General features: G+C 40.5%; 18 protein-coding genes. 11 read left to right on the plus strand and 7 right to left on the minus strand.

Annotated features, from left to right (window positions below; all coding sequences use genetic code 11):
- Window positions 1-113: 113 nt before the first annotated feature.
- Window positions 114-713, plus strand: coding sequence for an FMN-dependent NADH-azoreductase (locus H5203_RS07060; protein WP_182731070.1), 600 nt, complete (start codon window positions 114-116; stop codon window positions 711-713).
- 219 nt (window positions 714-932) lie between these two features.
- Window positions 933-1,361 (plus strand): OsmC family protein, encoded by a 429-nt coding sequence (locus H5203_RS07065; RefSeq protein ID WP_145237444.1) that lies wholly within the window; start codon window positions 933-935, stop codon window positions 1,359-1,361.
- Window positions 1,362-1,468: 107 nt separating this feature from the next.
- Here the strand turns inward: H5203_RS07065 and H5203_RS07070 are convergent, their stop codons facing one another.
- The gene (locus H5203_RS07070; protein WP_145237753.1) at window positions 1,469-2,080 is read right to left on the minus strand and encodes a flavin reductase family protein; all 612 of its coding nucleotides are present in this window, start codon (window positions 2,078-2,080) and stop codon (window positions 1,469-1,471) included.
- 94 nt (window positions 2,081-2,174) lie between these two features.
- On the opposite strand from H5203_RS07070, the gene H5203_RS07075 reads away from it, so the two are divergent.
- Window positions 2,175-3,488 (plus strand): DASH family cryptochrome, encoded by a 1,314-nt coding sequence (locus tag H5203_RS07075; protein WP_145237447.1) that lies wholly within the window; start codon window positions 2,175-2,177, stop codon window positions 3,486-3,488.
- 80 nt (window positions 3,489-3,568) lie between these two features.
- Here the strand turns inward: H5203_RS07075 and fucP are convergent, their stop codons facing one another.
- Window positions 3,569-4,876: an L-fucose:H+ symporter permease gene (fucP, locus tag H5203_RS07080; RefSeq protein ID WP_145237450.1), complete on the minus strand. Its 1,308-nt coding sequence runs from the start codon at window positions 4,874-4,876 to the stop codon at window positions 3,569-3,571.
- A gap of 288 nt (window positions 4,877-5,164) precedes the next feature.
- Between fucP and H5203_RS07085 the strand changes: the two genes are divergently transcribed.
- From H5203_RS07085 to H5203_RS07110, 6 genes are all read left to right on the plus strand, one after another.
- Window positions 5,165-6,322: an ROK family transcriptional regulator gene (locus H5203_RS07085; RefSeq protein WP_220493207.1), complete on the plus strand. Its 1,158-nt coding sequence runs from the start codon at window positions 5,165-5,167 to the stop codon at window positions 6,320-6,322.
- 463 nt (window positions 6,323-6,785) lie between these two features.
- Entirely contained in the window at window positions 6,786-7,751 is a 966-nt protein-coding gene (locus H5203_RS07090) for a carbohydrate kinase (protein WP_145237456.1), read from the plus strand.
- A gap of 169 nt (window positions 7,752-7,920) precedes the next feature.
- Window positions 7,921-9,435: a cryptochrome/deoxyribodipyrimidine photo-lyase family protein gene (locus H5203_RS07095; RefSeq protein WP_182819530.1), complete on the plus strand. Its 1,515-nt coding sequence runs from the start codon at window positions 7,921-7,923 to the stop codon at window positions 9,433-9,435.
- The gene (locus H5203_RS07100) at window positions 9,425-9,577 is read left to right on the plus strand and encodes a DUF2256 domain-containing protein (RefSeq protein ID WP_145237463.1); all 153 of its coding nucleotides are present in this window, start codon (window positions 9,425-9,427) and stop codon (window positions 9,575-9,577) included. The genes H5203_RS07095 and H5203_RS07100 overlap by 11 nt, the downstream gene beginning before the upstream one ends.
- 103 nt (window positions 9,578-9,680) lie before the next feature.
- Complete coding sequence (locus H5203_RS07105) at window positions 9,681-10,235, plus strand: zf-TFIIB domain-containing protein (protein WP_145237468.1); 555 nt, start codon at window positions 9,681-9,683, stop codon at window positions 10,233-10,235.
- Window positions 10,236-10,610: 375 nt separating this feature from the next.
- A complete protein-coding gene (locus H5203_RS07110; RefSeq protein WP_182819531.1) occupies window positions 10,611-11,753 on the plus strand; it encodes a N(5)-(carboxyethyl)ornithine synthase in 1,143 nt (380 codons plus the stop codon).
- 80 nt (window positions 11,754-11,833) lie between these two features.
- Here H5203_RS07110 and H5203_RS07115 read toward each other — a convergent pair whose 3' ends face one another.
- The 5 genes from H5203_RS07115 to H5203_RS07135 form a co-directional block, all read right to left on the minus strand.
- A complete protein-coding gene (locus H5203_RS07115; protein ID WP_145237474.1) occupies window positions 11,834-12,097 on the minus strand; it encodes a biotin/lipoyl-containing protein in 264 nt (87 codons plus the stop codon).
- 28 nt (window positions 12,098-12,125) lie between these two features.
- Window positions 12,126-17,447, minus strand: coding sequence for a DNA repair ATPase (locus H5203_RS07120; protein ID WP_145237477.1), 5,322 nt, complete (start codon window positions 17,445-17,447; stop codon window positions 12,126-12,128).
- An 81-nt stretch (window positions 17,448-17,528) separates the two neighbouring features.
- The gene (locus H5203_RS07125; protein WP_145237480.1) at window positions 17,529-19,631 is read right to left on the minus strand and encodes a flotillin family protein; all 2,103 of its coding nucleotides are present in this window, start codon (window positions 19,629-19,631) and stop codon (window positions 17,529-17,531) included.
- Window positions 19,632-19,693: 62 nt separating this feature from the next.
- A complete protein-coding gene (locus H5203_RS07130; RefSeq protein ID WP_257325469.1) occupies window positions 19,694-20,317 on the minus strand; it encodes a YqiJ family protein in 624 nt (207 codons plus the stop codon).
- Between the two features lie 217 nt (window positions 20,318-20,534).
- A complete protein-coding gene (locus tag H5203_RS07135; RefSeq protein WP_145237483.1) occupies window positions 20,535-22,025 on the minus strand; it encodes a dipeptidase in 1,491 nt (496 codons plus the stop codon).
- Between the two features lie 190 nt (window positions 22,026-22,215).
- On the opposite strand from H5203_RS07135, the gene H5203_RS07140 reads away from it, so the two are divergent.
- Window positions 22,216-22,386, plus strand: coding sequence for a DUF2986 domain-containing protein (locus H5203_RS07140; protein WP_145237486.1), 171 nt, complete (start codon window positions 22,216-22,218; stop codon window positions 22,384-22,386).
- A 297-nt stretch (window positions 22,387-22,683) separates the two neighbouring features.
- Window positions 22,684-24,084 (plus strand): pre-peptidase C-terminal domain-containing protein, encoded by a 1,401-nt coding sequence (locus tag H5203_RS07145; RefSeq protein ID WP_182734451.1) that lies wholly within the window; start codon window positions 22,684-22,686, stop codon window positions 24,082-24,084.
- The last annotated feature ends 397 nt before the right edge of the window (window positions 24,085-24,481 follow it).

The following is a 24,481-nucleotide window of genomic DNA, read 5'->3' on the forward strand; positions in this document are numbered from 1 at the left end:
CAGCAAACTAAAACATTCTCTTAAATCGAATGGTTAAGCCATTAAATTGCATTGTTAATTTGTAATATAAAAGGATATGCTCTTATTAGTAATTTACAATTAAAGGAACGGCTATGAAGAACGTATTATTAATCAACTCATCACTCAACGGTGAAAACGGTAATTCACATCAGCTTAGTGAGCAGTTCATTGCTGAGCTTACACAAAAAACTGACATTACAGTGACTCGTCGTGATGTTGCCGAAAACTCATTACCACACCTAACTCAAGCTGAAATGGGCGCATGGATGACAGAGCCTTCACAACGCAGCGATGAGCAAAATAAACTGGCTGCTATTTCTGATGAGTTGGTCACTGAGCTGCAAAATAATAAGCTCATCGTGATGGGCGTCCCTATGTATAACTTTGGTATTCCATCTACATTAAAAGCGTGGATCGATCGTGTTGCTCGCGCTGGCATTACGTTTAAATACACTGAAACAGGCCCTGTTGGGTTAGTTGAAAATACTAAAGTAGTTATTCTTGCTGCTCGTGGCGGTATGTACTTAGGTACTGATATGGATACGCAAACTAAGTATCTAAAAGACTTTTTTGCATTTTTAGGTATCAACGATGTGGACTTTATTTATGCTGAAGGCCTAAATATGCCAGGTGGTGATGACAGCAAAAACGCCGCTAGTAAAGAAATTTCAGATTACGTATCGGCACTTTAATTTTTTGATAAACAAGCGGTCAGTAAGGACCGCTTTTTAGTTAGCCATGCTGATTTCATTTATTACACATTCTGATCGTCAGTGGATCCGTGTAACTCAACATTCAATACTTTTGTAAACTTGGTGCTTATGTTGCAACACTCTCTATAAACCGCCCATTTCGCTATGCAAAGGTGAAATCTTTTCACAGTTAGCGAAATTATTACAAAGGAGATGAGTATGACGATTAAGAAATCTGCACAATCACATTGGTCTGGCGATATTAAATCTGGTAAAGGTCAAATTAGCACCGAAAGCGGCGCTTTAGACAATCAGCCCTATGGTTTTAATACGCGCTTTGAAGATAAAGCGGGCACTAACCCAGAAGAACTAATAGCTGCGGCGCACAGTGCTTGCTTTAGTATGGCGCTATCACTTGCGTTAACTGAAGCAAATTACGTTGCTGATGATATCACTACCAGTGCAGTGGTTAGTTTAGATGAAGTGGATGATGGCTTTGAGGTTAGTCATATAGCCTTAAGTGTAGAGGCAAAAATTGCCGGTATTGCTGAATCAGAATTTAAAAAACTGTGCGAGCAAACCAAACAAGGCTGCCCTATCTCAAAATTAATGAATGCTGAGATATCTCTCACTATGGCACTCAACTAAGCTAAAAAATTAACCGTATATAAGCCAAGTAATTATTACTTGGCTTTTTACTGCACGGTTTTTACTATACGTAAAAGGTATAAACATAAAATAACGTAAAATTTCAGCTAAATCTCTGGCCTAGCCAAGCTAAATAAATCATGCGTTGTCGTAAAGTAATCTCCGCCCATTTTACCAACGGTATTTAAAGCTCTTGGGTCAATATAGCCGTTAACAAGTACACTTTCATCAATATAAATACCAACTACATTTAATAACATCATTTGCCCGCCACCTGCTTGTTCAGAAATAGTGACCACGTCACGTAAGCTACATTCATAACGAACCTTAGCTGCTGCCACCCCCAATGGAGTTACTGATTGACTTGCACATGATGCGATCCCCACAGCCGTAAATTCACTAGTTTGCGAAGAAAAATTACCGCAACTTTGATTCATTTGCTCCACCAGATTATGACTGACCACATTGATAACGCACTCTTTTGTGGCCAGTAAATTGTTTAAGGTATCCTTGTTTTGATTCTCAGCTGGATTTACCTGAGTCACACTCAACACTGGCGGGTTTACACTTGCCACGGTAAAAAATGAATACGGCGCAATATTCGCCACGCCATCACTACTTAACGTGCTTATCCATGCGATAGGCCTTGGCGTGATCCCACCAACCAATTTACTGTATGCCCCTTTTTGCTCGTCAGGATCAGTTAAATCAAAATACATCATCACCTCATTAAATTTAAACTCATTAAACTAAACGCCTTTTCACTTTGTTACGTATTAAAGACAAAGTAAATGGAAAAAACGCTTTATTACTATGACACACTCTTTGTACTGGTTTACTAACGATTTACGACTAAGCGATAACGCACTAATCTCTCTTGCTGCAAAGCAAGATACAGCACTTAGCTTTATATATTGTGTTGACCCTCAATGGTTTAAAAGCAATCACCATGATTGCCAATCAATGGGACAACATCGCTGGCAGTTTTTAGCGCAATCTTTACAACAGTTAAACAATACTCTGAAAGACTATGGGCAACATTTAGTGATCTACCATCAAGCTGCTCATGAGGTGATTGAACATTATTATCACCATCACAACGTGCGTACTCTATATTGCAGTGAACAAATTGGTTACGATGAGCAGCAAACGCTACTCAATGTAGCGAAAAATCATGGTGATCTTGTTATTAAACAAGCTAATACATTTACCTTATATGACAACCAGCAACTTCCTTTTACTATTAATGAACTGCCAGCAACATTTAGCCAATTCAGAAAGCTAATTGAGCAAACAACGCCCACTATAAATACACTTTTAGATCCTCCAGTGTACATAGCCAGACCTTTAATTGCTCCAATGCCTTGGCCAACTACATTGCCTAATGTCAGTAAAGAACGAACGTTATTCGCAGGTGGTGAACAAAGTGCGACTGATCATCTAGCTGATTACTTTTCAAGTGCTAATCCATCTACCTACAAAGAAACTCGCAACGCTTTAGCTGGTATTGAAAACTCAACCAAGTTTTCTCCTTGGCTTGCTAATGGCTGCATTAGTGCTCGGCAAATAGTCAACGCTTTGCGTAATTATGAGCACATTCATGGCGCAAACGACTCAACTTACTGGATTTATTTTGAATTACTGTGGCGTGAATACTTTCAACTATACAGCCTGCGTTATGGCAATAAGTTATTTTCTTTTGCCGGAATTACAAAGCGTAAGCCACTAACCAGTTTTTACCCACAGCGATTTAAGCAATGGTGCACAGGCACAACACCGTATCCCATTGTCAATGCATGTATGAAACAGCTGAATAAAACCGGCTATATGTCAAATCGTGGCCGGCAATTAGTTGCAAGCTGCTTGGTAAACGAGCTCAAGCTAGATTGGCGCTTTGGCGCTGCTTATTTTGAACAACAACTGATTGATTACGACGTGGCATCTAATTGGGGAAATTGGCAATACCTTGCAGGTGTTGGCGCGGATCCTCGCTCGGGTAGGCATTTCAATTTAGTAAAGCAAACCCAAACCTACGATGCTAATAATCAATTTATTAATCACTGGCAAGGTGATGAGGTACACGCCATAGACTCGTTAGATGCCGCAGATTGGCCGTTAAGCAGTTAATAATGCTTAAAGAATAGCGGTGGTGAGAATAAAAGTTGTAGCATACAAAACCGAGCCTTTTAGACTCGGTTTTGTACATTTTAGCAAGGTGCCACATTATTAAATGTTCTAATTTTTGTTTTTAAATCAAATGCTGCATAACCAGCCACAATAATAAAACAGCCTGCTGGCACAATATAAGAAAAAGCGACACTGAAGGTATCAATAAATACAGCCTGTACCACGGGTACTATCGCTCCACCTAAAATAGCCATTACTAATCCGGCAGCACCTAGCTTTGCATCATCGCCTAAACCATGTAATGAAATTGCGTAAATAGTGGGAAACATTAACGATAAACAAGCCGATATACAAACTAAAGCCCAAACCCCACTTATAGTTGGCATTTGCACCATATATAAACATAGTAGCGTCGCAATTACAGAGGTTGCCATTAATAGTTTTGCTGGTCTAATAAATCCCATAAGCCATGTCATCACAAACCGAGAGAACAGAAAAGTGATCATACTGTATTGCAAAAACGTTCCACCGGTCACTTCGTTTGTATCAAGTGCTTCCATAACGTATTGAATGGTAAAGGTCCATACACAGGTTTGCGCTGCAACATTAAAAAACTGCGCAATAACGCCAAAGCGATAATGTGTATTTTTAAATAATCGTTTAAAGGTTGCACGAAAATCGACATGCTTAGATACCTTTTTTTGCTTGCAAAAGTTAGGTGTTTTAGTAAATGCAATTGCCAGCCAAATAAGCACAAGTACGCAAGCCATACCCACATAAGGCACCATAACCGCATCTAGTTCTGCTTTTATTACCTGAGTTAGTTGCTCAGCGCTCATAGCTGCACGCTCATCTGAGGAAGCTATATTTAGGCTAGGTAAAATAAGGGTTGCGGCTAAAAACACACCGATATTAGTACCAACAGGATTGAAAGATTGCGCTAAATTTAATCTACGGGTTGCACTTTGCTGATTTCCCATTCCCATCACATAGGGGTTTGCTGAAGTTTCTAAAATAGATAGACCACCAGCTAACACAAATAAAGCGGCTAAAAAAAAGCCGTAAGTCATTGCTTGGCTTGCGGGATAAAACATAAATGCCCCCATCGCAGCCATGCCTAAGCCTGTCAATACTCCCGTTTTGTAAGAAAAGCGTTTATTTATATAAGCGGCAGGAATGGCTAAGCAAAAGTAGGCGCCATAGTAGCTAAACTGTACAAGTGCCGATTGCACTGAAGACATAGTAAATATTTTACTAAATACTTTAACTAACGGATCAGTCATATTTGCTGCAGCACCCCATGCTGCAAAGCAAAGTACAAGCAAAATAAAGGGAACCACCATCTCCTTAGAGACAAGAGGTGTTTTTGTATGTGTGTGTGTGGTCATTGCCATGTCTCAGTTGTTAACTTTGAGTAAAGCATTTAAACAGGTAAATATCACCTCGTCAATAAATCAACTATAGTTATTTATTACATTTAACAATACTTAATTGTACTCTGTCGTTAATTTAATATTAAATGATCAGCACAGTAATAAAACCAATGCTGTCGCCAAGTATGTCCGCTCAGTGTACAATTAGTTAAGTTATTCAAGACAATAACAGATTAGACAGGAATCATTATCAAAGCTAAAAACCCTCGACTCGTCTCACAAGAAGGCCGAAGCCAATCTGGCTTGCGTGCTCACAATGAACGTCGAATTATGTCTTTAATTCGTCAACAAGGGAGTGCGCCAAAAGCCGAGATAGCACAAAAAACGGGTCTTTCTGCACAAGCCGTTACAGTTATTATCAATAGCTTAGAAGCCGAGTCGTTATTAATAAGAAAAGAGCCACAGCGTGGCCGTGTTGGCCAACCTACGATTCCGTTTGCCTTAAATCCTGATGGTGCTTTTGGCATCGGCTTAAAAGTTGGTCGCCGAAGTTATGATTTAACCTTAATTGACTTGGTCGGAAATATTCGCGCAACCTTAAATGAATACTGTGCCTACCCTACTGTAAATAGTCTGCTCACTTTTCTAGAAAAAGGTATCAGCGTACTTAAAATGAGCTTAAGTGACGAGTTAGCCGAGCGTATTCTAGGTATTGGTGTTGCAACTCCTTTTGAAATTTGGAATTGGACTGAAGAAGCTGGCGCACCAAAGAAAGTAATGAATGAATGGAAGTCTTTCGATTTTAAACAAAGAATCAATCAGATCATCTCTCTTCCTGTCTATGTATGTAATGATGATACCGCAGCATGCTCAGCAGAGCTGAGCTTTGGCAACCCAGCTCGCTTTACTGATTTTTTATACATTTTTATTGGCACTTTTATTGGTGGTGGAGTCGTTATAAACGAAACCTTATTTACCGGTAAAAAAGGCAATGCGGGAGCTATTGGCTCATTACCAAGGCCTGTACTCAATAGTGAAGGCCAACTAACATCGCAACAGCTGATCATGCAGTCTTCGCTGTATATACTTGAAAAAATGCTTAAAGATGATGGTTACAATACCGACATAGTGTGGAGTTCAAAAGAATATTGGGGAGATTTAGGCCCTGTTTTAGATAAATGGATAGATCAAGTTGCAGATGGCCTTGCCTATGCAGCACTGTGCTCACTGGCTATTTTTGATTTTGAAGCCATTGTGATTGATGGTGCAATCCCTATCAATGTAAGAGAAAAAATAGTATTAGCAACAAAGTTAAAATTAAGCCAAGCCGATCATCGTGGCATATATCGCTGTGCCGTACAAAGCGGCTCTATTGGTGCTAAAGCTCAATCAATAGGTTGCGCTAACCTACCGTTAATTATAAATTTTTCTCAAGATAACGTCAGCCTTTCCCACAACTAGCTTCCAATAAATTTATCAAGCAGCCGGCGCTATTCGCCGGCGCTTTGATATTCTGGATTACCCGCAAATAAATTCAATTAAATAACTCCATAAACTTGTACAAAAAAATAAGTAATAATAGTTGATTTATTCCTTTTAGTTCTCTACATTCTATTTACAAATTTGCCCAAACTGGTGAGGCGGGCTGATAAAACAGCAAGTTTGTAATCACACGCAACAAAAAGCAAAAAATTGTTTAGGATTTGGGCACATAATCGTAACGGGCACATCTGGTCAAAAAAGAGTGAATCTATCAATGCCATTAACCCAGCTAAGTTAGCTGGCTTGATTCGAGAAGATACATAAAGCGACGTATTTTTTGACACCAAAATCAATAACTGTCTTGGTGGTCAAGGCTTAGATTTAACCAAAGGTATCGTTTAAAACGAGACGATACCCTGACAATTCTTATAGGAATAACGTAATGGAAGTAGTTGCAATTGGTGAAGCCTTAATTGATTTACTCTCAAATGATTGTATAGATAAAACAGTATTAAGCAGCGAGCTAGGATTCACTCAATTTGCAGGAGGTGCCCCCGCAAATGTAGCTGTCGCCGTAGCAAAGTTAGGCGGTTTGAGCTCACTGCTTGGTAAGGTAGGCGATGATCCGTTTGGTCGTTTTTTAATAAAGGCACTCGATACACATAATGTTAAAACATCACATGTTAGCTTTTCTAAAAAGGGTAAAACTGCACTAGCCTTTGTCTCATTAGATGAAAGCGGTGAACGTACATTTGATTTTTACGATAAAGACGCCGCGCATTATGATTTGCAGATTTCCGATTTAACCCCCTCTTTATTTGCAGCCCCTAAAATAGTGAGCTTTTGCTCAGGCTCTTTAGCTAAGGCTCACATATTAAATACTACGTTAAATGCACTAAAACACTTTAAAGAAGCAGACTCGGTTACATGCTTTGATATTAATTTTCGACCTGCCTTTTGGGATGAACCACTTACAGCCCCATCCATTATTAATGATATAGCTAAAACGGTTGATGTTATTAAAGCAAGTAAAGATGAGCTGATAGCCCTGTATGGCATTGAGCATATTGAAACCACAATAAAAAGCTGGGTAGACAATGGCGTGTCATTGGTTTTAATGACTGATGGTGGCGAGCCAATTACATTTTCCTCATGCTCATTTAGTGGTACATATCCTTGTCCACCAGCGAATGTCGTAGATACCACAGCTGCCGGTGATGCTTTTGTAGGCGGTTTTTTATACCAAGTAGCTTCGCTAGTAAGTGATAAAAACGAATTTACCGATTGGGCCAATAATTTTGAAAACGTATTAAAAGCAATCAACTTTGCAACTAAGTGTGGCGCCTCAACTGTCGCAAAGTTTGGTGCATTCGACGCTTTACCAACGCAGCAAGACCTGTCTGCCTGAGCACTTACAATCAACCAGCCTATTTGTAACCTCTATACTAACGACTAAAACTCATATTTTTAGTTTTAGTCGTCTAACAAAATCGCTTTTAAACTACTTTTACATTTAATACGTATAAAACCATTTATGCCTAATTATTTATAAACGATACGGTTTTGATATCACCAGTATGAAAGAAAAAATAAACATAGTCTGGTTTAAACGTGACTTACGCCTAAGCGATCATCAGCCTTTAAAAAATGCGTTTAGTAATGGCCTGCCCACACTATTAATTTATAACTTTGAACCTTTACTGCTTGACGATGGGCATTACAACGAGCGGCATTGGCGCTTTGTCTATCAATCAATTGTTGATTTAAATACCCAACTAGCTCGCTTTAATAGCCGCGTGTATATATTTAATGAAGACATGCAAACCCTGCTTGAATCGCTTCACTCGCAGTTTGCAATCACAAACATGTTTAGCCATCAAGAAATAGGGCTAAACAACACTTTTGAACGTGATAAAACCATTAAAACATGGTGCCAACACCATTATATTAACTGGTTAGAGTCGCCAACCGGGGCTGTGATACGTGGCAAAAAAAATCGCCACAATTGGAACGAACGCTGGCAACAAACCATGCAAGCACCTATTGCTATACCTAATTGGAAGCAAATAAAGCCACTCACCCTTACTGACTATAAAACACCCAAGCTGCCTAGTTCCTATACGCAAGATAATGAACATTTTCAGCATGGGGGACCACGACTTGCCCGTGAAGTAATGCAAAGTTTTTTTGCTGAACGCGGTAAGGGTTATCAAAAAGGAATATCTAGCCCTAGTTTAAGCCGTACTCATTGCTCTAGACTATCGCCCTATTTAGCGTGGGGAAATATCAGCCTGAGGCAAGTGTATCAAATGGCGATTGACGCATACCATAGCACTTGTGCTGATAAAAAAGGTTGGCAGCGCCCGCTTGCTGCATTTGTATCTCGCCTGCACTGGCATTGCCATTTTATGCAAAAGTTTGAAAGCGAATGCAGCATGGAATTTAAAGCATTAAATCCGGGGTACCATGCATTTCCATATCGCGATGACGCACAAGTTACTAGCGATATTGAACGCTGGGCACAGGGGCAAACCGGTATTCCTATTATTGATGCCTGCATGCGCTGTTTAAAAGCCACCGGTTATATTAATTTTAGAATGCGCGCTATGTTAGTTAGTTTTGTTACGCATCATTTAAATATTAGCTGGCAACATGCAAGCCTGCCGTTGGCTAACTATTTTTTAGACTTTGAACCGGGGATCCACTACCCGCAAATACAAATGCAAGCATCGGTTACGGGCATTAATACTATTAGACATTACAACCCGATTAAACAATCTGAGGATCAAGACCCGAGCGGTGAATTTATAAAAAAATGGTGCCCAGAACTTGAAAAGCTGCCTGTAGAATACTTGCATGAACCTTGGGAGCAAACACCCATGGAAGCATTATTTAACGACTTTAAACTAGGTGACGATTACCCTGCACCGATGATTGATTTAACCAAAGCGTCTAAAGAAGCGAGAGAACGGCTTTGGCAATATCGCGAACGTATTGAGGTTAAGCGCGCTATTCCTGCGATTTTAAAAAAGCATGTAAGCATCGCCCCTAGAACAAAAAGTACCAAGACAAACCATCACAATGGCTCATAAAAAACTAACTTTACCGCAAAAAACCTGCCCCACTTGCAAACGTGATTTTGCTTGGCGTAAAAAATGGCAGCGCGACTGGGATAACGTTATTTACTGCTCGCAGCGTTGCAAACGCAATAAAAACGAAGAGTCAACGCGCTAGCTAAAATTTGCAGTTAAACAGAACAAAGCTTTGTTATTGATTCTAAAAATACGGTAACATCATTGTTATTATTAATAATAAATAGCAATAATTAAGGGATACTATGAATTGTACAAGTTGTGGTAAAGGGTTACTTAAACCGAGTTTTATTGAAGGTCAATTTCGTTCGCACACATGCACGCACTGTAATGGCCACTGGATACTAATCGAAGACTTTGCAGCTTGGAAAGAGCGTAACCCAAACTTTGCATTTGCTGACAATATCTCATTCGAAGCCGACGCTAAAGACACTAAAAAAGCGTTAATTTGCCCAGTATCGGGGGTCATTATGCGTAAGTTTCGTATTTCATCATCAACTGACCACCGTATTGATTACAGCGCACCAGTAGGTGGGATCTGGTTAGATGCAGGTGAGTGGGAATTACTAAAAGAAGAAGGCTTAGCTGGTACATTGAATGCAGTAGTAACACAGCAATGGCAAAACCAAATTAGAGAGCAAAGTACCAAACAAAACTTTAGCGATATTTACGCTGATAAGTTTGGCACTGACACTTATGCAAAAGTTAAAGAACTCAGAACATGGCTTAATGCACAACCACAAAAAGCAGATTTGAGAGCCTATCTAATGGCTGAAGACCCATATTCTGCAGAAAAGTAAGCTGCTAAAAAAGTGGGACTCGCTGTATCGAGTCCTTTTATCACAAAAAATACCACAGTCATTGTACTTGTTTAATTTTCTTATTGCTGTGTTAACCGCATGCGCCACTGTTTTACTGTTATACTCAAACGCTAATACGCAGAAGCCAATCGCGGCTATGTCATATTTACTTTCAACTTGTCATTCTATGCAAGTTAACCACCTGATTTAAAACCGCTTTACATTAAAAATACTAATTTAGTAAATAACAAAACCCTTTACTGAGACCATTGTTTACAGTCAAGTGTTTCGCTTGCCTGTAAAACAGCCCACAGTTTGTTGGCGAAGTAGCATCATTCGTTTATGAACTCAGCATACTTTAAACAAGGCGATAGCATGAGTGAATTAACTATTGGCGTAATTGGTACGTCACGCAAGACAGATGAACGACGTTACCCTATCCACCCAGACCACCTTAAGCGCATTCCAGAACAACTTAGAAAACAACTGATCTTTGAACAAGGCTACGGCGAAGCTTTTAATGTGAGCGATGCGCAAATAGCCGCATTAACCGGTGGTGTTGCAAGTCGCAGTGATATTTTAACCAAAATAGGCACCGTGATCATCGCCAAACCGGTGCTTGCTGATTTACAGGAGCTACGTGAAGGTGGAACCCTTTGGGGCTACGTACATTGCGTACAACAACGCGAAATAACCCAAGCTGCACTTGATAGAAAACTCACTCTCATTGCGTTTGAAGATATGTTTGTATGGTCGCCACAAGGCAATGTTGGCCGTCATACTTTTTATAAAAATAACGAAATGGCCGGCTACTGTGCGGTGTTACATGCACTGCAGCTCAAAGGTATTGATGGACATTATGGTGATCAGCGTAAAACCATCATCTTTAGTTTTGGTGCTGTTAGTCGCGGGGCAATTTATGCACTCAAAGCCCATGGTTTTAGAGATATTACGATTTGCATCCAGCGCCCCGATCACGAAGTACGCGAAGAGATCCTCGACTGCCATTACGTTAAAGTTCGCCAAGGCCAACACGATGAAGCACGGATGATGGTGGTTGAACACGATGGGACGCAACGTCCACTAACGGAGCTCATTAGCGAAGCCGATATTATCGTAAATGGCACTTTTCAAGAAACTGCAAACCCAGTTAATTTTGTTATTGAATCTGAAGCGGACTGCCTAAAAGCAAACAGTTTAATTATAGATGTAAGCTGTGACGAAGGTATGGGGTTCTTTTTTGCTAAACCCACCACATTTGCAAATCCGATGTTTCGCTATGAAACCGTTGATTATTACGCGGTTGATCATACACCTAGTTATTTATGGGAAAGCGCAACACGTTCAATCTCAGCCGCCATAATTGTATACTTACCTACAGTATTAGCAGGCAAGGCACAATGGCAAAAAGATGAAACCATCCGTCGTGCGATTAATATTGAAGACGGTATAATCAAAAATACTGCGATTCTAGCGTTTCAAAAGCGCCAATTAAACCCGCCTTATAATGCACTTTAGTTATTAAACATAATTAGTTTTTCAAACATCAATAAACACGCCGAGCAGCTAATCCTGCTCGACGAGTTCATCTGTAAGAGTCATTGTTCTGATATTGTTTGCTCACCAGCAACTTTTTCTCTCAGTTGCATCACCACTTGCTCTGATATAGCTAAATCTCCTTGCTTGGCACTAAAGCTATGAACAACCCCGGCAGAGGCAGCAACCACTTCCAACACCACTTTATCAAAATCAACATCAAATAAAGTTTGGTCTCGTACTACGGCATCCCCCTCATTAACGTAAATTGCCGAAATCGTAGCCTTACCCATCATTCCTTGTAGTTCAGGTACTTTGATATCCATATTGCTTCCTTTGTGGTTAATTTAAATGCTATTTCGCGCCCCATGCAGCAATCAATTTTTCAAACTGAGCCTGCACATTGTTATTATTGATACCTTGAGTTTGTTGGTTAATTGCATTAACAAGCTCAGTAAATGACGTTTGGTTATTGTTACTGGTAACCGCTGCAGTTAGCGCATTCACAGCCTCTTTATTATCAAGGGCTGCAAGTTGCTCAATTAACGCCTGCAAGTGTGGCTGACAGTTATTACCAGCTATAGCACGGCTTAATTGCTCTAAACTTGCCATATAAGGCGTTTGCACAAAACCATTATCAAGCGATTGCGCTATGCTACTAATTGCTTGTTTATTATCTAAACCTTGAATATTCACACCAACACTTTGCAATAACTGGCTGTAATCGTGGCTTAGGTTGTTTTTACTAAGTTTACCGGCAATCTCTTCCAGTGATTGATGCAAATAACCCATTTGCTCCACCGCCATCATCACCGGACTGCCGGCGCCATCAAGTTTATTTAAACGTACAAAGTCACCTTTAATTTGACTAAAGCGCTGCTGCTGTTCTGCGCTTAAGGTGCCACGCAGTTCACCGAGTTTAAGTAAGTTCTCTTCAGAGCCTTTACTGAGTGTTTGCGCTTCACCACGATAATGGTCACAAATCAAGTTTTCTAGCTCTTCGTCATTCATGGCAGCAACGACTTTTTCTGCCATTTTATTCATATTACGGTAGCTGCCTTGCAATTTAAATGGCGGCTCTGTGCGGTAATTATTATCTTGCGCGGCTGAGGCAATATACTGGGCGTTCACTTTTAATACGGTATTACGAATAGTGATTAATCGGCTGAGTACCGCTTTAATTTCGTTAACTTCCGCTTGTGAATAGCCGTGTTCAAGCTCATTTAATGAAATATCTTCGCCTTGACACATCCGCACTAACTTATATAAATCTTCCATGTTACGGTTAGCCAATGGCGCTAATACTGCATTAGATGTTAGCGCATTTTCTATAAAGCTCATGGCAAACTCTTGCTCACACCCGGCTAAGGTATCACCAAGATTATAAATATCGGCGCGGTTTGCCAACATATCAGGAATTTTAAAGCTCTCACCAGATTCCGTATACGGGTTACCTGCCATCACTACGGCAAACTTTTTACCGCGTAAATCATAGGTTTTACTTTTACCGTTCCACACCCCGTCAATACGTCTTGAGCCATCACACAAAGAAATAAACTTTTGTAAAAACTCAGGGTTAGTATGCTGAATATCATCTAAATACAGCATCACGTTATTGCCCATTTCAAAGCTCTGATTGATTTTTGCAATCTCTTTTTCAGCAGTAGCATTAATGGCTTGAGCAGGATCGAGTGACACCTGATCGTGCCCTATCGACGGGCAATTTACTTTTACAAAAGTCAGCCCTAAACGGTTAGCAACGTATTCAACTAAGGTTGTTTTACCGTAACCTGGCGGCGAGATCAGTAATAGCATGCCCATTAAATCAGTGCGTTTGTTTTTACCTGCTGAGCCAATTTGTTTTGCTAAGTTATCACCAATAATTGGAAAGTACACTTTATTGATCAGCTGATTACGTACAAACGAGCTAAGTGGCCTGGCTTTAAATTCCTCAAGTTGCAGGCGCTCTTTTTGCGCCGCTAAAATATCACTGCGCAGTGCATGATACTGCTCAAAAGCCGGTACTTGCTCAGTGATGTATTTACGAGTTCTGGCATAAAACTCTGCATAATCAACATGTAAAGTTTGCTCTTGCACGCGTTTATGTTGCCCCATTAAACGCTCAACTTGGGTGTTTGGGGTGACGTCCAACACAGTGTATTTTAATGTTGTGGTGGCACTGAGATGCAAGTAGTTAGCCGCTTCCGCCTGCACCATCGCCGACACTTTAGGATTTTGCATGCAGTACGCATTAAGCCAACTTAAAAATAATAATGCCCGCTCATCAGTTTGCTTTACGTTTTCACAGGCCTGAGCAAGCTCGTTGCTATAACCTTTGGCTTTAGCGTCACTACGAAACTGTTCAGCTAAATTTTTAGCTTGCTGAGAAACGATAAATAGCTGTTGCTCTGCCGTTTTTTGTTGCGCTAATTGTTGCACTAAATAAGCTGCGGCCAAGTCACTGGATAAATCAGCAAAACGTGCAGATAATTTGCTAACTTGAGTTAAAAAGACATTGATCTGTTCACTTAACTGCGCGGTTAACGTGCTGATAAAACTGGTTGCAGCAAAGTGTTTATCCATCAAAATAGCATTGCTCGCTTGATGGAAATATTCGTTCAGTTGTGCAGATGACAATTGCGCACTAAATAACTGCGCAATAATACGACAACTAGCCGGATAAATAAGTAAGTCCAGACTATTTTTTTGCGTCAGTAAGGTGTCAATAATTGCCCATGCATCGTGGTCATGAATGCCTTTTTCATAGCCTTCTTGATAGCGCGGTTCAGCAAATTTTTGCACCAGCTGCAATAACTGTTTATCTCGTTGTGCCTGCTCTAATTGTGCAAAAGTCAGCGAATGCTCACTGTTTTCACAAGCGAGTAATATTTGCGCAGCTAAATACTCACCACGATAAACCACCTCACTTTCCGAAACTAATGTTTGTTGCCACAAATGACGACTTTGCTGTAACGTTTGTAAGCTTTTCTCATCTGTTATTGGCTCAAAATAATCAGTACCCGTTAAGTGCAGCATCAGCTGCTCGTCACGCGGCAATAAGGTTAAATCGAGTAATTGCTTATTAACACTAAAAGCGTGCTTACCAATACTGACTGTATTGCCGCCGTCAGTGAAAATATCTTGTTTATCACGTAACGAACGTATGCCCTGATCTTTACTGGCTTTTAGCTTTGATTGGATATCATCGGCACGAATTTCATCGCCTAACTCTTTAAGCTCACTAGTCAATGCACGAAGCTTGCTGATCATAGGATCGGCGGCAAAATAAGTATTTAATGCATCAAGCTCAGTAAAGCTTTGCGCACGGCGGTTAACGCCTTGCAATATACGCTCGGCGGCATTGGCTAAATTCAATGCGCGGCGCTGACGGATATCAATTAAGCTTTGTTTATGCGCTTCAAAGCTTTCGTATACGTCATCACGTTTGGCAATGATCTCTGTCAGGTATTCGTCAAAATCACTAAATTGCGATTCCAGCTCTTCAAGCTGAATAAGCAAACGTGAAAGTTGCTCGTCACACGCCTCTGGGGTTTTAGCATTATTTAGTGCGTTGGTAATACTTTGCGAAAAAAGCTTAAAGCGTGCGGCAAATTCAGCTTTAGCTTCAACACTGCCAAGGCTCTTTTGACGGATTTCAATGCTCGCTTTAGCACGATTAACCAACGCATAAACAGCACTGATATCTTCGAGGATTTGCGTGCGCACACGGCTGTCGTCGATGTCTAAATCAAGCATAGTGTGGTTAAGTAAATCCAGCTCTACACTTTGCGCATCTAACTGTGCGATATAGGTCTTCAGCTCGCTAACGCTCTCGCTTTTACTGCTTAGCTCTTCAAGCTCTTTGAGTTTTTCGTGGTACGGCGCCAGCGCGCTGTCTTGTTGTAAAAACGCAGCAGTTGCTTGGCTTACTTCTACCAGCCGTGCATCAATCTCACTTTGTAAGTTATTCAGTGCAGCAATATCTATATATTTAATATCTTCAAGGCTTATTACTTGCCCTTTGAGCATTTTTAATGCATCAATACCTTGCACAAATTGCGGTGCGACTTTAAAGCTATCAGGACGTACTTCTCGGGTTACATCAGTGTATTGCTTATTAATATCCACCAAGGCTTGCTTGGCTTTGTTTTGAATCTCGGTGACTTTTTCAAACTCATCAAGCACTTGCTCAGCGGTTTCATTGATGCTGTGTAGGTTTTGTGCGATTTCCGCAAATTCGCTTTCGTTAAGCCAATGGTAACGGTCAAAGATATTCCGGCTAAGGGCAATTAAATCTTCGTAATGAAATAAAGTCGGGCTTTGCTCGCTAATGGCTTTACAGACACTGTATAAATCAGAAATACCGCGAACTAAATCGGGGTTACCTATTTTACCAAAAAAGCTAGTAAGTGGCGGCGCATTGGCTGCAAATTCAGCCGATACAAACGGGCTTTGCCAAATTTGAATCGGGTGTACTCGCTCCGCTTGGTCTTTATCGGCTTTAAAAGTCAGCGTTATACCATCGTTGTAAATAGCATAACCGTGACAATAAATTGGATTTTGCAGGTTTTTATCAATAATATTATAGGCAAATAGCGCGTAACGGCCTTCACTTGGCTCGTAAAACACATATAAAACATCTTCGCCGTTCGGTGACTTTATATGTCGGTGAAATTCTAAATCTTCGATTTGCTCTTCAAACGAGCGTGCTTGCCCTGATTGTAAGTAGTAACCACCAGGAAAAATAATGCCGTGATCTTCAGGTAAAGTTACACATGCACTGCCGATTGCATCTTGGCGCATGACCTGCTGAGTGCGGGTGTTATAAATAAAGTAACGCCATGTTTTTTCACGGTATGGGAGAATTTTTAGCAGCACTAAGTCGCCTACCAGCGCGTACTCAACTTCGCTGTCAGCAAGGGATTGGTTTTTATCATCAACAGCTTCTTGATAAATCCCTTCACCGGTGTCAGTGCTGTTTTCTATTTTAATGGTCAGTGAACCGCCTATGGTTTCAACAAACACTTGGTCGGCGATGTTGATATGAGCGTGGCGCCCTTCTATGTGGTTACTTCGGTCAGTTTTGAGCCATTCAAAATCATAGTCATGTGCGTGTTGAATATCACGCTCACCGCGGTTATCGATATAATTAATGGTGTTGTCTGGGTGAATTTCCCAGCGAAAAACCCGCACATCCGATAACTTGTCACCGATTTGGAATAGCGCAAATAGCTTGCCATTTTGTTGATATAAATGCTGTAGGCTGGTTTGTTTGTAGTAGGTATACAGTTCTTCAAAATCACGAATAAAACGACTATCGGTTAAAAAACGCGTTGTCTCTGGGTAAGGCTCAATTTCGTAATGGTCGTCTTGCTCCACCAGCTTTTGTACACTAAATACATCACTGATTGCGGTTTCTTTTTTTAATCCCAGAAATACGTTGTAAGCAAAAATAACTTTATCGCCAATAATCACGATATCGCGCGGGGTACAATTTTGCTCCGTACGAACGCGAACACGCCCTTTTACTTGTAGATCAGTGCTACCAAACTCGTTAATACGCTGTGTATTTACATCATCTATTTGCGTTTTTAAACTAGCACCAAAATTATTTAAGCGGCGTTTAATTAAATCGTACGAGCCTTGTTCTAGCGCTTGTTGAGTTGCGTCCGTCATGAAACCTATCCTGAAATTTAATAGAAGTTAGCCGCAATAGTTAAACTATTGCGGCTACAACGAGAGAACTTAGAAATTAAGCTAGTCTTTTGGATCTAGTTTAATTTTCTCATCTAACCCACCACCTAAGTTACCGCCTAACATGCTTAGTAATTGGCTTTTTTCAGCCGCAGAGGTATTACTTAACTGCTTTAATAACTTACTCATGTTGAAGTTTTTAAGTGTTTCGGCTGAGCCATTCGCCCCAGCTAACACCCCTTTTAGGTCTTCAATTAAATTACGATCACCATTTAAGTGATCTTTAAATACGGTTTGTACGGTTTTACTTTCATCAACTAAGCCATCAATTGATTTGCCTAAACTGATTGCACTCATAAATTGATTAAAGAACTGACCATCGCCGCCCATAATATTAATATCAGCATTACCTAAGGCTTTCGCCATAATGTGTGCTTGATGCTCGGCAATATCTTTGCTGGCTGAAATTTTTGCCAATACTAGCTCTTTTTGTTGGTTAAGCTGCAGCGTAAAGCTTTCGTAATCGCGAGCATCTTGATCCATTGCGTTCAAGGCTTGTAGCTTCTCTTCAAGGCCTTTTGCTTCGGCGCGCATCTTACGCTCTAGGTTAATCGCTTCCACTTCACCTTGTTTCTCATTCGCATCAGCCATGGCTGTTTGTACTTGCGCCTGAGATAAACCAATTTCACGATTACCTTGTGCTTCAGCTTCAAGTTTTTGACGCATTACTTTAGCATCAGTTTCACCTTGAATTGCATTTGCTTCGGCCTTCGCTTTAATAACATCCGCTTCAGCAAGCCCTTTAGCAGCTGTTTCAACTTGTTGCGCATGCGCCAAAATCTTTTTCGACTCAGCTTGTTGATTAGCAATTCTAAGCTCTGCATTGGCCATTGTTTCAAGCTCACGAGCTTTATATTCTGCGGCTTGCTCTTGCGCTTTTGCAGCTTCGATATCTTTTACTAATGACTGTTCGGCTTCGGCTTTGGCACGAATGATCATCGCACTCTTCTCGCGCTCTGCACCTGCGAGTACCTTCACATCTTTAATGCGCTCTTCTTCTTCAGCCACTGATTTTTCAACAATCACGCGATCACGCACTACATCGGCAATTTCTTTACGTTCTACTTCCAGTGCTTTTTCTTTATTGATGCGCAGGATTTCGGTTTCTCTTTCACGTTCGATCACTTCAATTTCACGTGAACGAGCAACTTTCTCTTCTTCAATACCCAAAACGCGTAATCGGTTTTGTTCGGCAATATCAAGCTCACGTTGCTTATTTTGCTCGCTAATGCCAATCGCTTCTTCTGTTTGAATGCGGGCTTGCTCTGATTTTAAGCGCTCTTCTTGGCGTACTTTTTCAGCTTCGGCATATTCGCGGGCTTTCACGGTTTCAATTTCGCGCACTTGACGTGACATTGCATCTTGCTTTTGACGCTCAATTTCCAGTGACTTTTCGGTGGCTTCTTGATTTTGGATCTCAATTTTAGCGCGTTCATCACACTTCAATTGATTGGTAGATACATTTTGTACTGCTGTCATTTCAGTGATGCGGCGAATACCTTCGGCATCGAGAATATTTTGCGGATCGAGCTTATCAATTGACGTTTGTTCAAGGTAATCAATAGCAACATCTTCAAGTGAATAACCCGATAAATCTTGGCCAATCACTTCTTTAATATTATCGCGAAATTCATTTCGGTGAGTAAATAACTCAACAAAATCCATTCGCTTACCAACAGTTTTAAGTGCTTCTGAGAATTTCGCTTCAAACAATTCTTGCAATGTGGCGTGCTCTGATGCACGGGCGCAACCGACTTGCTTAGCAACGCGTAAAATATCTTCTTTGTTTTCGTTAACACGAATATAAAAAGTAATGGCGATATCGGCGCGAATATTATCTTTACAGATCAAACCGCCTTTATCTTTACGCTCAAGCACCATGCGCTTGGTTGAAATGTCCATCACTTCCATTTTATGGATCACAGGATAAACAATTCCGCCCGTAGTGGTGACATCGGGCTCGTTCTTCATTTTATTAATGATCAGTGCTTGGCCTTGCTCTACCTTGCGATAAAACTTGCCGATAATTAGCAAAATAGCAAAAATAACAGCGATTGCTATACCTACAAATGTCAATATAGGTATGAGATTATCTAAAAATTCCATGTTATGTCCTAACGTGATTATCGATTTATTATGTGTTACTTACCCCTAAATAAACTAGGGTATTACCAAGGTTTGGCGGTAATAATGTAACAGTGTTGCTCTTTGAGGTGTTCAAGCAACACCGCTGTGTCACCTGATGTAAATTGCTCGTCATTTTCAGCTCTAACTTCAAGTAACTGCTCAGTACCTTGAAATTTAACCCGTGCTTGGCCAAATGTATTAGTTACTTTGCCAGTAACAACAACACATTCTAAACCCAGTAAATCTGAACTTTGCGAGGTTTGTGCGCTGCTAAAAAAGCGCTGTAATGGCCGAGAAATAATGGCCGCAATTGGCATAGCAATCAGCAAACAAACGCCCAGCATTAGCACGCCAAAAATATAAAACCACATACCATCGCCTAACAGGTAGGCAAAAAACTTATGGGCATAGATGCTGATCAACCAGCTACTCATCACTACGAGACTAATAGATACAGTAATTGGGATGCCACCAAACCCCATGCTAAACCATGAACTCAAGCCTGAGCTTTGCGACGCATCGGCTTCAATTTCTAGATCTGATTCAAACATGTCAATATCAGCAAAGCCAATAAGGGTTATTAGCCAAAACAACATCACAACTAACAACAGGGCTGAAAAAATAACGGTGGGGAAAGTAAGCGCTAAGTTTAAAAATTCCATCATTACAACTATCCATTTATTTTAAACGCAGTAGGCGATAAAACTTTTTATCATTTAGTCGCGTAAATGTTAAGTGTTTTATGGAAAATCAACGTTGTTAATATAAAAAATTGTAAATGAACGACTACTTTGAAACGTTAACTTAGCTTAATTAACGACTTAGAAGTAAAAAAACGCCGCAATTTAGCGGCGTTTTACTTTGTGTGTATGACGACCTAAGTTACATATTACCCAGCTTTATCATCATTGCTGTATACATTTTAAGATTGAGCTTAAGTTGTTCAACTGTAATAAACTCATGCTCTGAGTGACCGGTATAGCGCTTGCCTGGCATTGATGGCCCAAACGATACCGCATTATCAAATAACTTGGCATTGGTGCCACCACCAATAGATACAAACCCAGCCTCTTGAACACCGGTAAAATGTTTAAAAATATCTAACAATGCTTGTGCATGAGGTGCGCTGTCGAGCAACATTGGCGTGCCAATCACCACATCAACACCAGATAACTTTACGTTATTTCTCACTTGCCAATTACTCAGTGCGGTATCAATTTGCGTACGCAATACCGCTTCATCTTTACCCATTGGGCGACGTAAATTCACAGCGAGTGTGAGTTCATTACCATTACGTTCAATAAGCGTTGGTGCTACTGTCATAGGTCCCATAAAGTCATGTTTATAAGCAATATCACCAAACTGTTTGCCATGTATATCAAGACCAATTAGCTGATTAATAAACGCAATTACTTGGCCATCACTGTTATTCTCAAGCTCAACACCTTTAAAAACTTCTGCTAAGTAAGCAATGGCGTTAACCCCAGATTCTGGCTCTGATGAATGAGCAGACAACCCTTTTACGCTGATAACAACACTATCAGCTTGCTCGCTAAAGTTAAATTCCACAGCGTTAAGCGCACTCGCTGCATGTTTAAGTTTGCTGACTAACGCAGTATCGGCGTTATGTAACACCACACTCGCATCTTCTGGTATTTGGCTTTTAAAAGCGCCGCCAGTAAGTTCACTTACATACACTCCTGTTTGTGCTGAGGTAGCATTAAACGTTGGTGCAATTAAGCTCCAACCTTTTTCCGCGACAACCACCGGGTATGACGCATCAATAGTAACCGCATATTTAGGCTGCTGATAGCTTTTCATAAACTCTTCAAGCGGACCCCAATCAGATTCTTCAGCTAAGTAAATCATCAACTCAATACGATTATTAAGTGTGATCTGTTGATCTTTTATAGCTTTCATTGCATATAAAGCGGTTGCGATAGCACCTTTATCATCTTCTGTTCCACGCGCAATTAATTTACCTGGCTCTGAGGTACTATCTATTTCAAACGGGCTTTTTTTCCACTTACTTGCGTTGGCAGGTTGCACATCGCCATGGGTTACTATGGTTACTTTATCTGTTTGTTGACCCATACCAATTAAGACTATGTAACCTAAATCTTGGTAATCAAAACCAAGTTCAGCAGCTTTCATTTTTAACAAAGCTTTAAAGCCAATAAAGTCGGGATTATCAGGAGTATTGATGCCGTCTTTATTAACCGTCGGGAATGATACTAAATTAGCTAAGGTATGAATTTGTGCACTTTGATATATATTGACCGCATATTGCGCCGCAGCATCGCTGCGCGTATCAAGGTTAGCATGTGCATTGGCGGCCAAAAGTGCCAAACTGGCTAAAATAAACTGTTTCAAAACAAATTCCTATTTTTAAAAGACCGAGAATTGGATAAACCAAACGACTCTGCAATTGTAACGTTGTTAACCTTTATTAAGCCAGCACTGTACCTATCACAGCAAGATTCAGAGCAAAATATTTAAATAGCTAATGGCTGCAATAAGGCTGTATACTATGCCACCAATTTTAAGCGCGTGAAGATAAACCATGAACCGCAGAAAAAAGATCGTTACTAAATTTAATCAAAGAGATAAGCGCGCTAACGCTAAATTACACAAAAGTAATAAGCCTGCTTACGTTTCTAAAGCTGAACGTGAAAGATTGGCTTTACTTGTTGAGGAACAACCAGTTGCTTTAGTAAATGATGAAGCGAATTGATAAACCAATAAAAACATAAACTTGAGATTTAAGTAAAATAAAAGTTAATAAATAGTTGCAAATTGCACACCTAACTGTAATATTGAATATTCAGCAACAATGCTGAAACACACCAATAATCACTTAGGAGGTATAAATGAACAAATTATTTATTATCGCTCCTAGTGCTCCTCAAGAATGTTCTGTCAACTATCATTTAAGTGAATGGTTCGACGAATAAAAAAACCTGAATAATTTAAAAGCAATAATGCCTCGCAGTAGGAAGGCTTCTATGTAATTAAAATTCAGGTAACAATAATGAAAAGAAAACTCTCAATTCTTAATGGATCACTAGCCGCGTGCATGTTTTTTTCGTTTGCAAGCAATGCTTGCTTAACAAACGAAGTTGAATCAAACGACACTGAAAGCAATGCAAATACCCAACTTTGTAGTAATACCACCGTTGCAGGCTCGTTGAGCCGCAATGATACTGATTGGTTTAGCTTTGAAGTAACTCAAGTCGGGCCTATTGAGGTCAGCCTTGAGCACAACACTAACGATGATTTTGACTGGGCATTATACCAAGAAACAGGATCTGCTGTTGCCGAAGGGGCAACTAGCAATGTACCAGAAACAGGCAGTTATAGTGCACAATCAACGGGTACTTATTATGTAAAAGTAACGCGTTACTCCGGTACAGGTTGGTACGATTTAACGGTCAATTTTGGTGAAGGTAGTAACACCGGTGGCGGAAGTGGCAGCGGTGATTGTGGCTATAGCTCTCGCCCTGCAAAGCCAGGTTCATTACAAGCATATTTACAAGGTGGCAGTGCTGATTCATGCAACACATTAACAGCTGATCAAGGTGCTGTATTACTTATGGGCGGTGGCAGCGATGTTGATCAAGCATTTAGTAATCGCGTTGCTAACCATGTTGGCAGCGGTGCCGATGTTGTTGTGCTTAGAACCTCTGGTACTGACGCTTATAACGATTATTTACTGAACTTAATGAATGCCGACTCAGTAGAAACACTGATCATTGATACTCGCAACAAAGCGAATGATGACTATGTTGACTGGGCTATCCGCAGTGCCGAATTTGTATGGATTGCAGGCGGTGACCAATCTGATTATCTTAATCAATGGCAAGGTACAAAAGTACAAACCGCTGTGCAACACGTTTTTGATAAGGGCGGTGTCGTTGGCGGAACGTCTGCAGGCATGGCATTAATGGCAAACAGCGTGTACGATCCAGATGGCGTTGCTGGCGCAGTATCAGATGAAGTAGTCACTGACTTTTGCCACGAAACACTTAACTTCAGCAGTCGATTTATTGATGTGCCTGTATTAAACAACAGCTTAACCGATACACACTTCCAAGAACGTGACAGAATGGGGCGTGCCATCGTGTCTTTAGGCCATCACAGCAATCAGTATTTTTCTATTGCAGCCAGTGAGGCAACCTCACTGTTCATCGATGCCTCTGGTACAGGTGTTGTTGACGGCAGCAATGAAGTTTACATCTTTAAAGAAACGGCTAATACGCAAAGAGTGACATTGCAATGTGGGAGCCCAGTAAACTATCAAAATATTAATAGAGTAAAGCTACTACCTGGTGATAATTACAATGTGGTTAGCCACGCTCATAATGGTATGCAACTAGACGTGAGCATTAATGGTAATAACAATAACTTCTACTCCCCTATCAATCCTTATTAATTCCCCCAGTTAAGAGCCCTTTGGGCTCTTTTTTATTTAAAAAGCAACTTGAGCAATTTCAATCAGGCAGGCATTCTCTTAATTTGTCACACTGACGCCACTTCTGAATAAAAGTATAACGAGTAACTATGAAAAACACACACCTACAGCGCATCCATCATGTCTGTGGTTACGTATACCCAAACCACCTCAAGATGCAAGTTTCAGTTGGAATTAAAAGCGATTTAGGCAAGGCATTGATTGCAAGTAATAGTGGTTCTATTATTAAAATTAATAACGCAGTATAAATCGCTTTTAAACCAACCCGTTGGGCGTTTCACAGGCACATACTCTCATCGTTGTTACTTCTTAAAAGGGACTGCCATTCTTGCAAAGTAACGCCTTGATATTAAGCACC

The sequence above is a fragment of the Pseudoalteromonas sp. SG41-1 genome (assembly GCF_014164575.1).
Taxonomy (GTDB): Bacteria; Pseudomonadota; Gammaproteobacteria; order Enterobacterales; family Alteromonadaceae; genus Pseudoalteromonas; species Pseudoalteromonas rhizosphaerae.

What these genes read in the sequence shown, in the direction of transcription:
- H5203_RS07070 (WP_145237753.1), bottom strand. Translation starts at nt 2,080, where the DNA reads ATGTATTTTGATTTAACTGATCCTGACGAGCAAAAAGGGGCATACAGT.
- H5203_RS07130 (WP_257325469.1), bottom strand. Translation starts at nt 20,317, where the DNA reads ATGATGGAATTTTTAAACTTAGCGCTTACTTTCCCCACCGTTATTTTT.
- H5203_RS07065 (WP_145237444.1), top strand. Translation starts at nt 933, where the DNA reads ATGACGATTAAGAAATCTGCACAATCACATTGGTCTGGCGATATTAAA.
- H5203_RS07115 (WP_145237474.1), bottom strand. Translation starts at nt 12,097, where the DNA reads ATGGATATCAAAGTACCTGAACTACAAGGAATGATGGGTAAGGCTACG.
- H5203_RS07145 (WP_182734451.1), top strand. Translation starts at nt 22,684, where the DNA reads ATGAAAAGAAAACTCTCAATTCTTAATGGATCACTAGCCGCGTGCATG.
- H5203_RS07140 (WP_145237486.1), top strand. Translation starts at nt 22,216, where the DNA reads ATGAACCGCAGAAAAAAGATCGTTACTAAATTTAATCAAAGAGATAAG.
- H5203_RS07095 (WP_182819530.1), top strand. Translation starts at nt 7,921, where the DNA reads ATGAAAGAAAAAATAAACATAGTCTGGTTTAAACGTGACTTACGCCTA.
- H5203_RS07100 (WP_145237463.1), top strand. Translation starts at nt 9,425, where the DNA reads ATGGCTCATAAAAAACTAACTTTACCGCAAAAAACCTGCCCCACTTGC.
- H5203_RS07120 (WP_145237477.1), bottom strand. Translation starts at nt 17,447, where the DNA reads ATGACGGACGCAACTCAACAAGCGCTAGAACAAGGCTCGTACGATTTA.
- H5203_RS07060 (WP_182731070.1), top strand. Translation starts at nt 114, where the DNA reads ATGAAGAACGTATTATTAATCAACTCATCACTCAACGGTGAAAACGGT.
- H5203_RS07125 (WP_145237480.1), bottom strand. Translation starts at nt 19,631, where the DNA reads ATGGAATTTTTAGATAATCTCATACCTATATTGACATTTGTAGGTATA.
- H5203_RS07105 (WP_145237468.1), top strand. Translation starts at nt 9,681, where the DNA reads ATGAATTGTACAAGTTGTGGTAAAGGGTTACTTAAACCGAGTTTTATT.
- fucP (WP_145237450.1), bottom strand. Translation starts at nt 4,876, where the DNA reads ATGACCACACACACACATACAAAAACACCTCTTGTCTCTAAGGAGATG.
- H5203_RS07090 (WP_145237456.1), top strand. Translation starts at nt 6,786, where the DNA reads ATGGAAGTAGTTGCAATTGGTGAAGCCTTAATTGATTTACTCTCAAAT.
- H5203_RS07075 (WP_145237447.1), top strand. Translation starts at nt 2,175, where the DNA reads ATGACACACTCTTTGTACTGGTTTACTAACGATTTACGACTAAGCGAT.
- H5203_RS07110 (WP_182819531.1), top strand. Translation starts at nt 10,611, where the DNA reads ATGAGTGAATTAACTATTGGCGTAATTGGTACGTCACGCAAGACAGAT.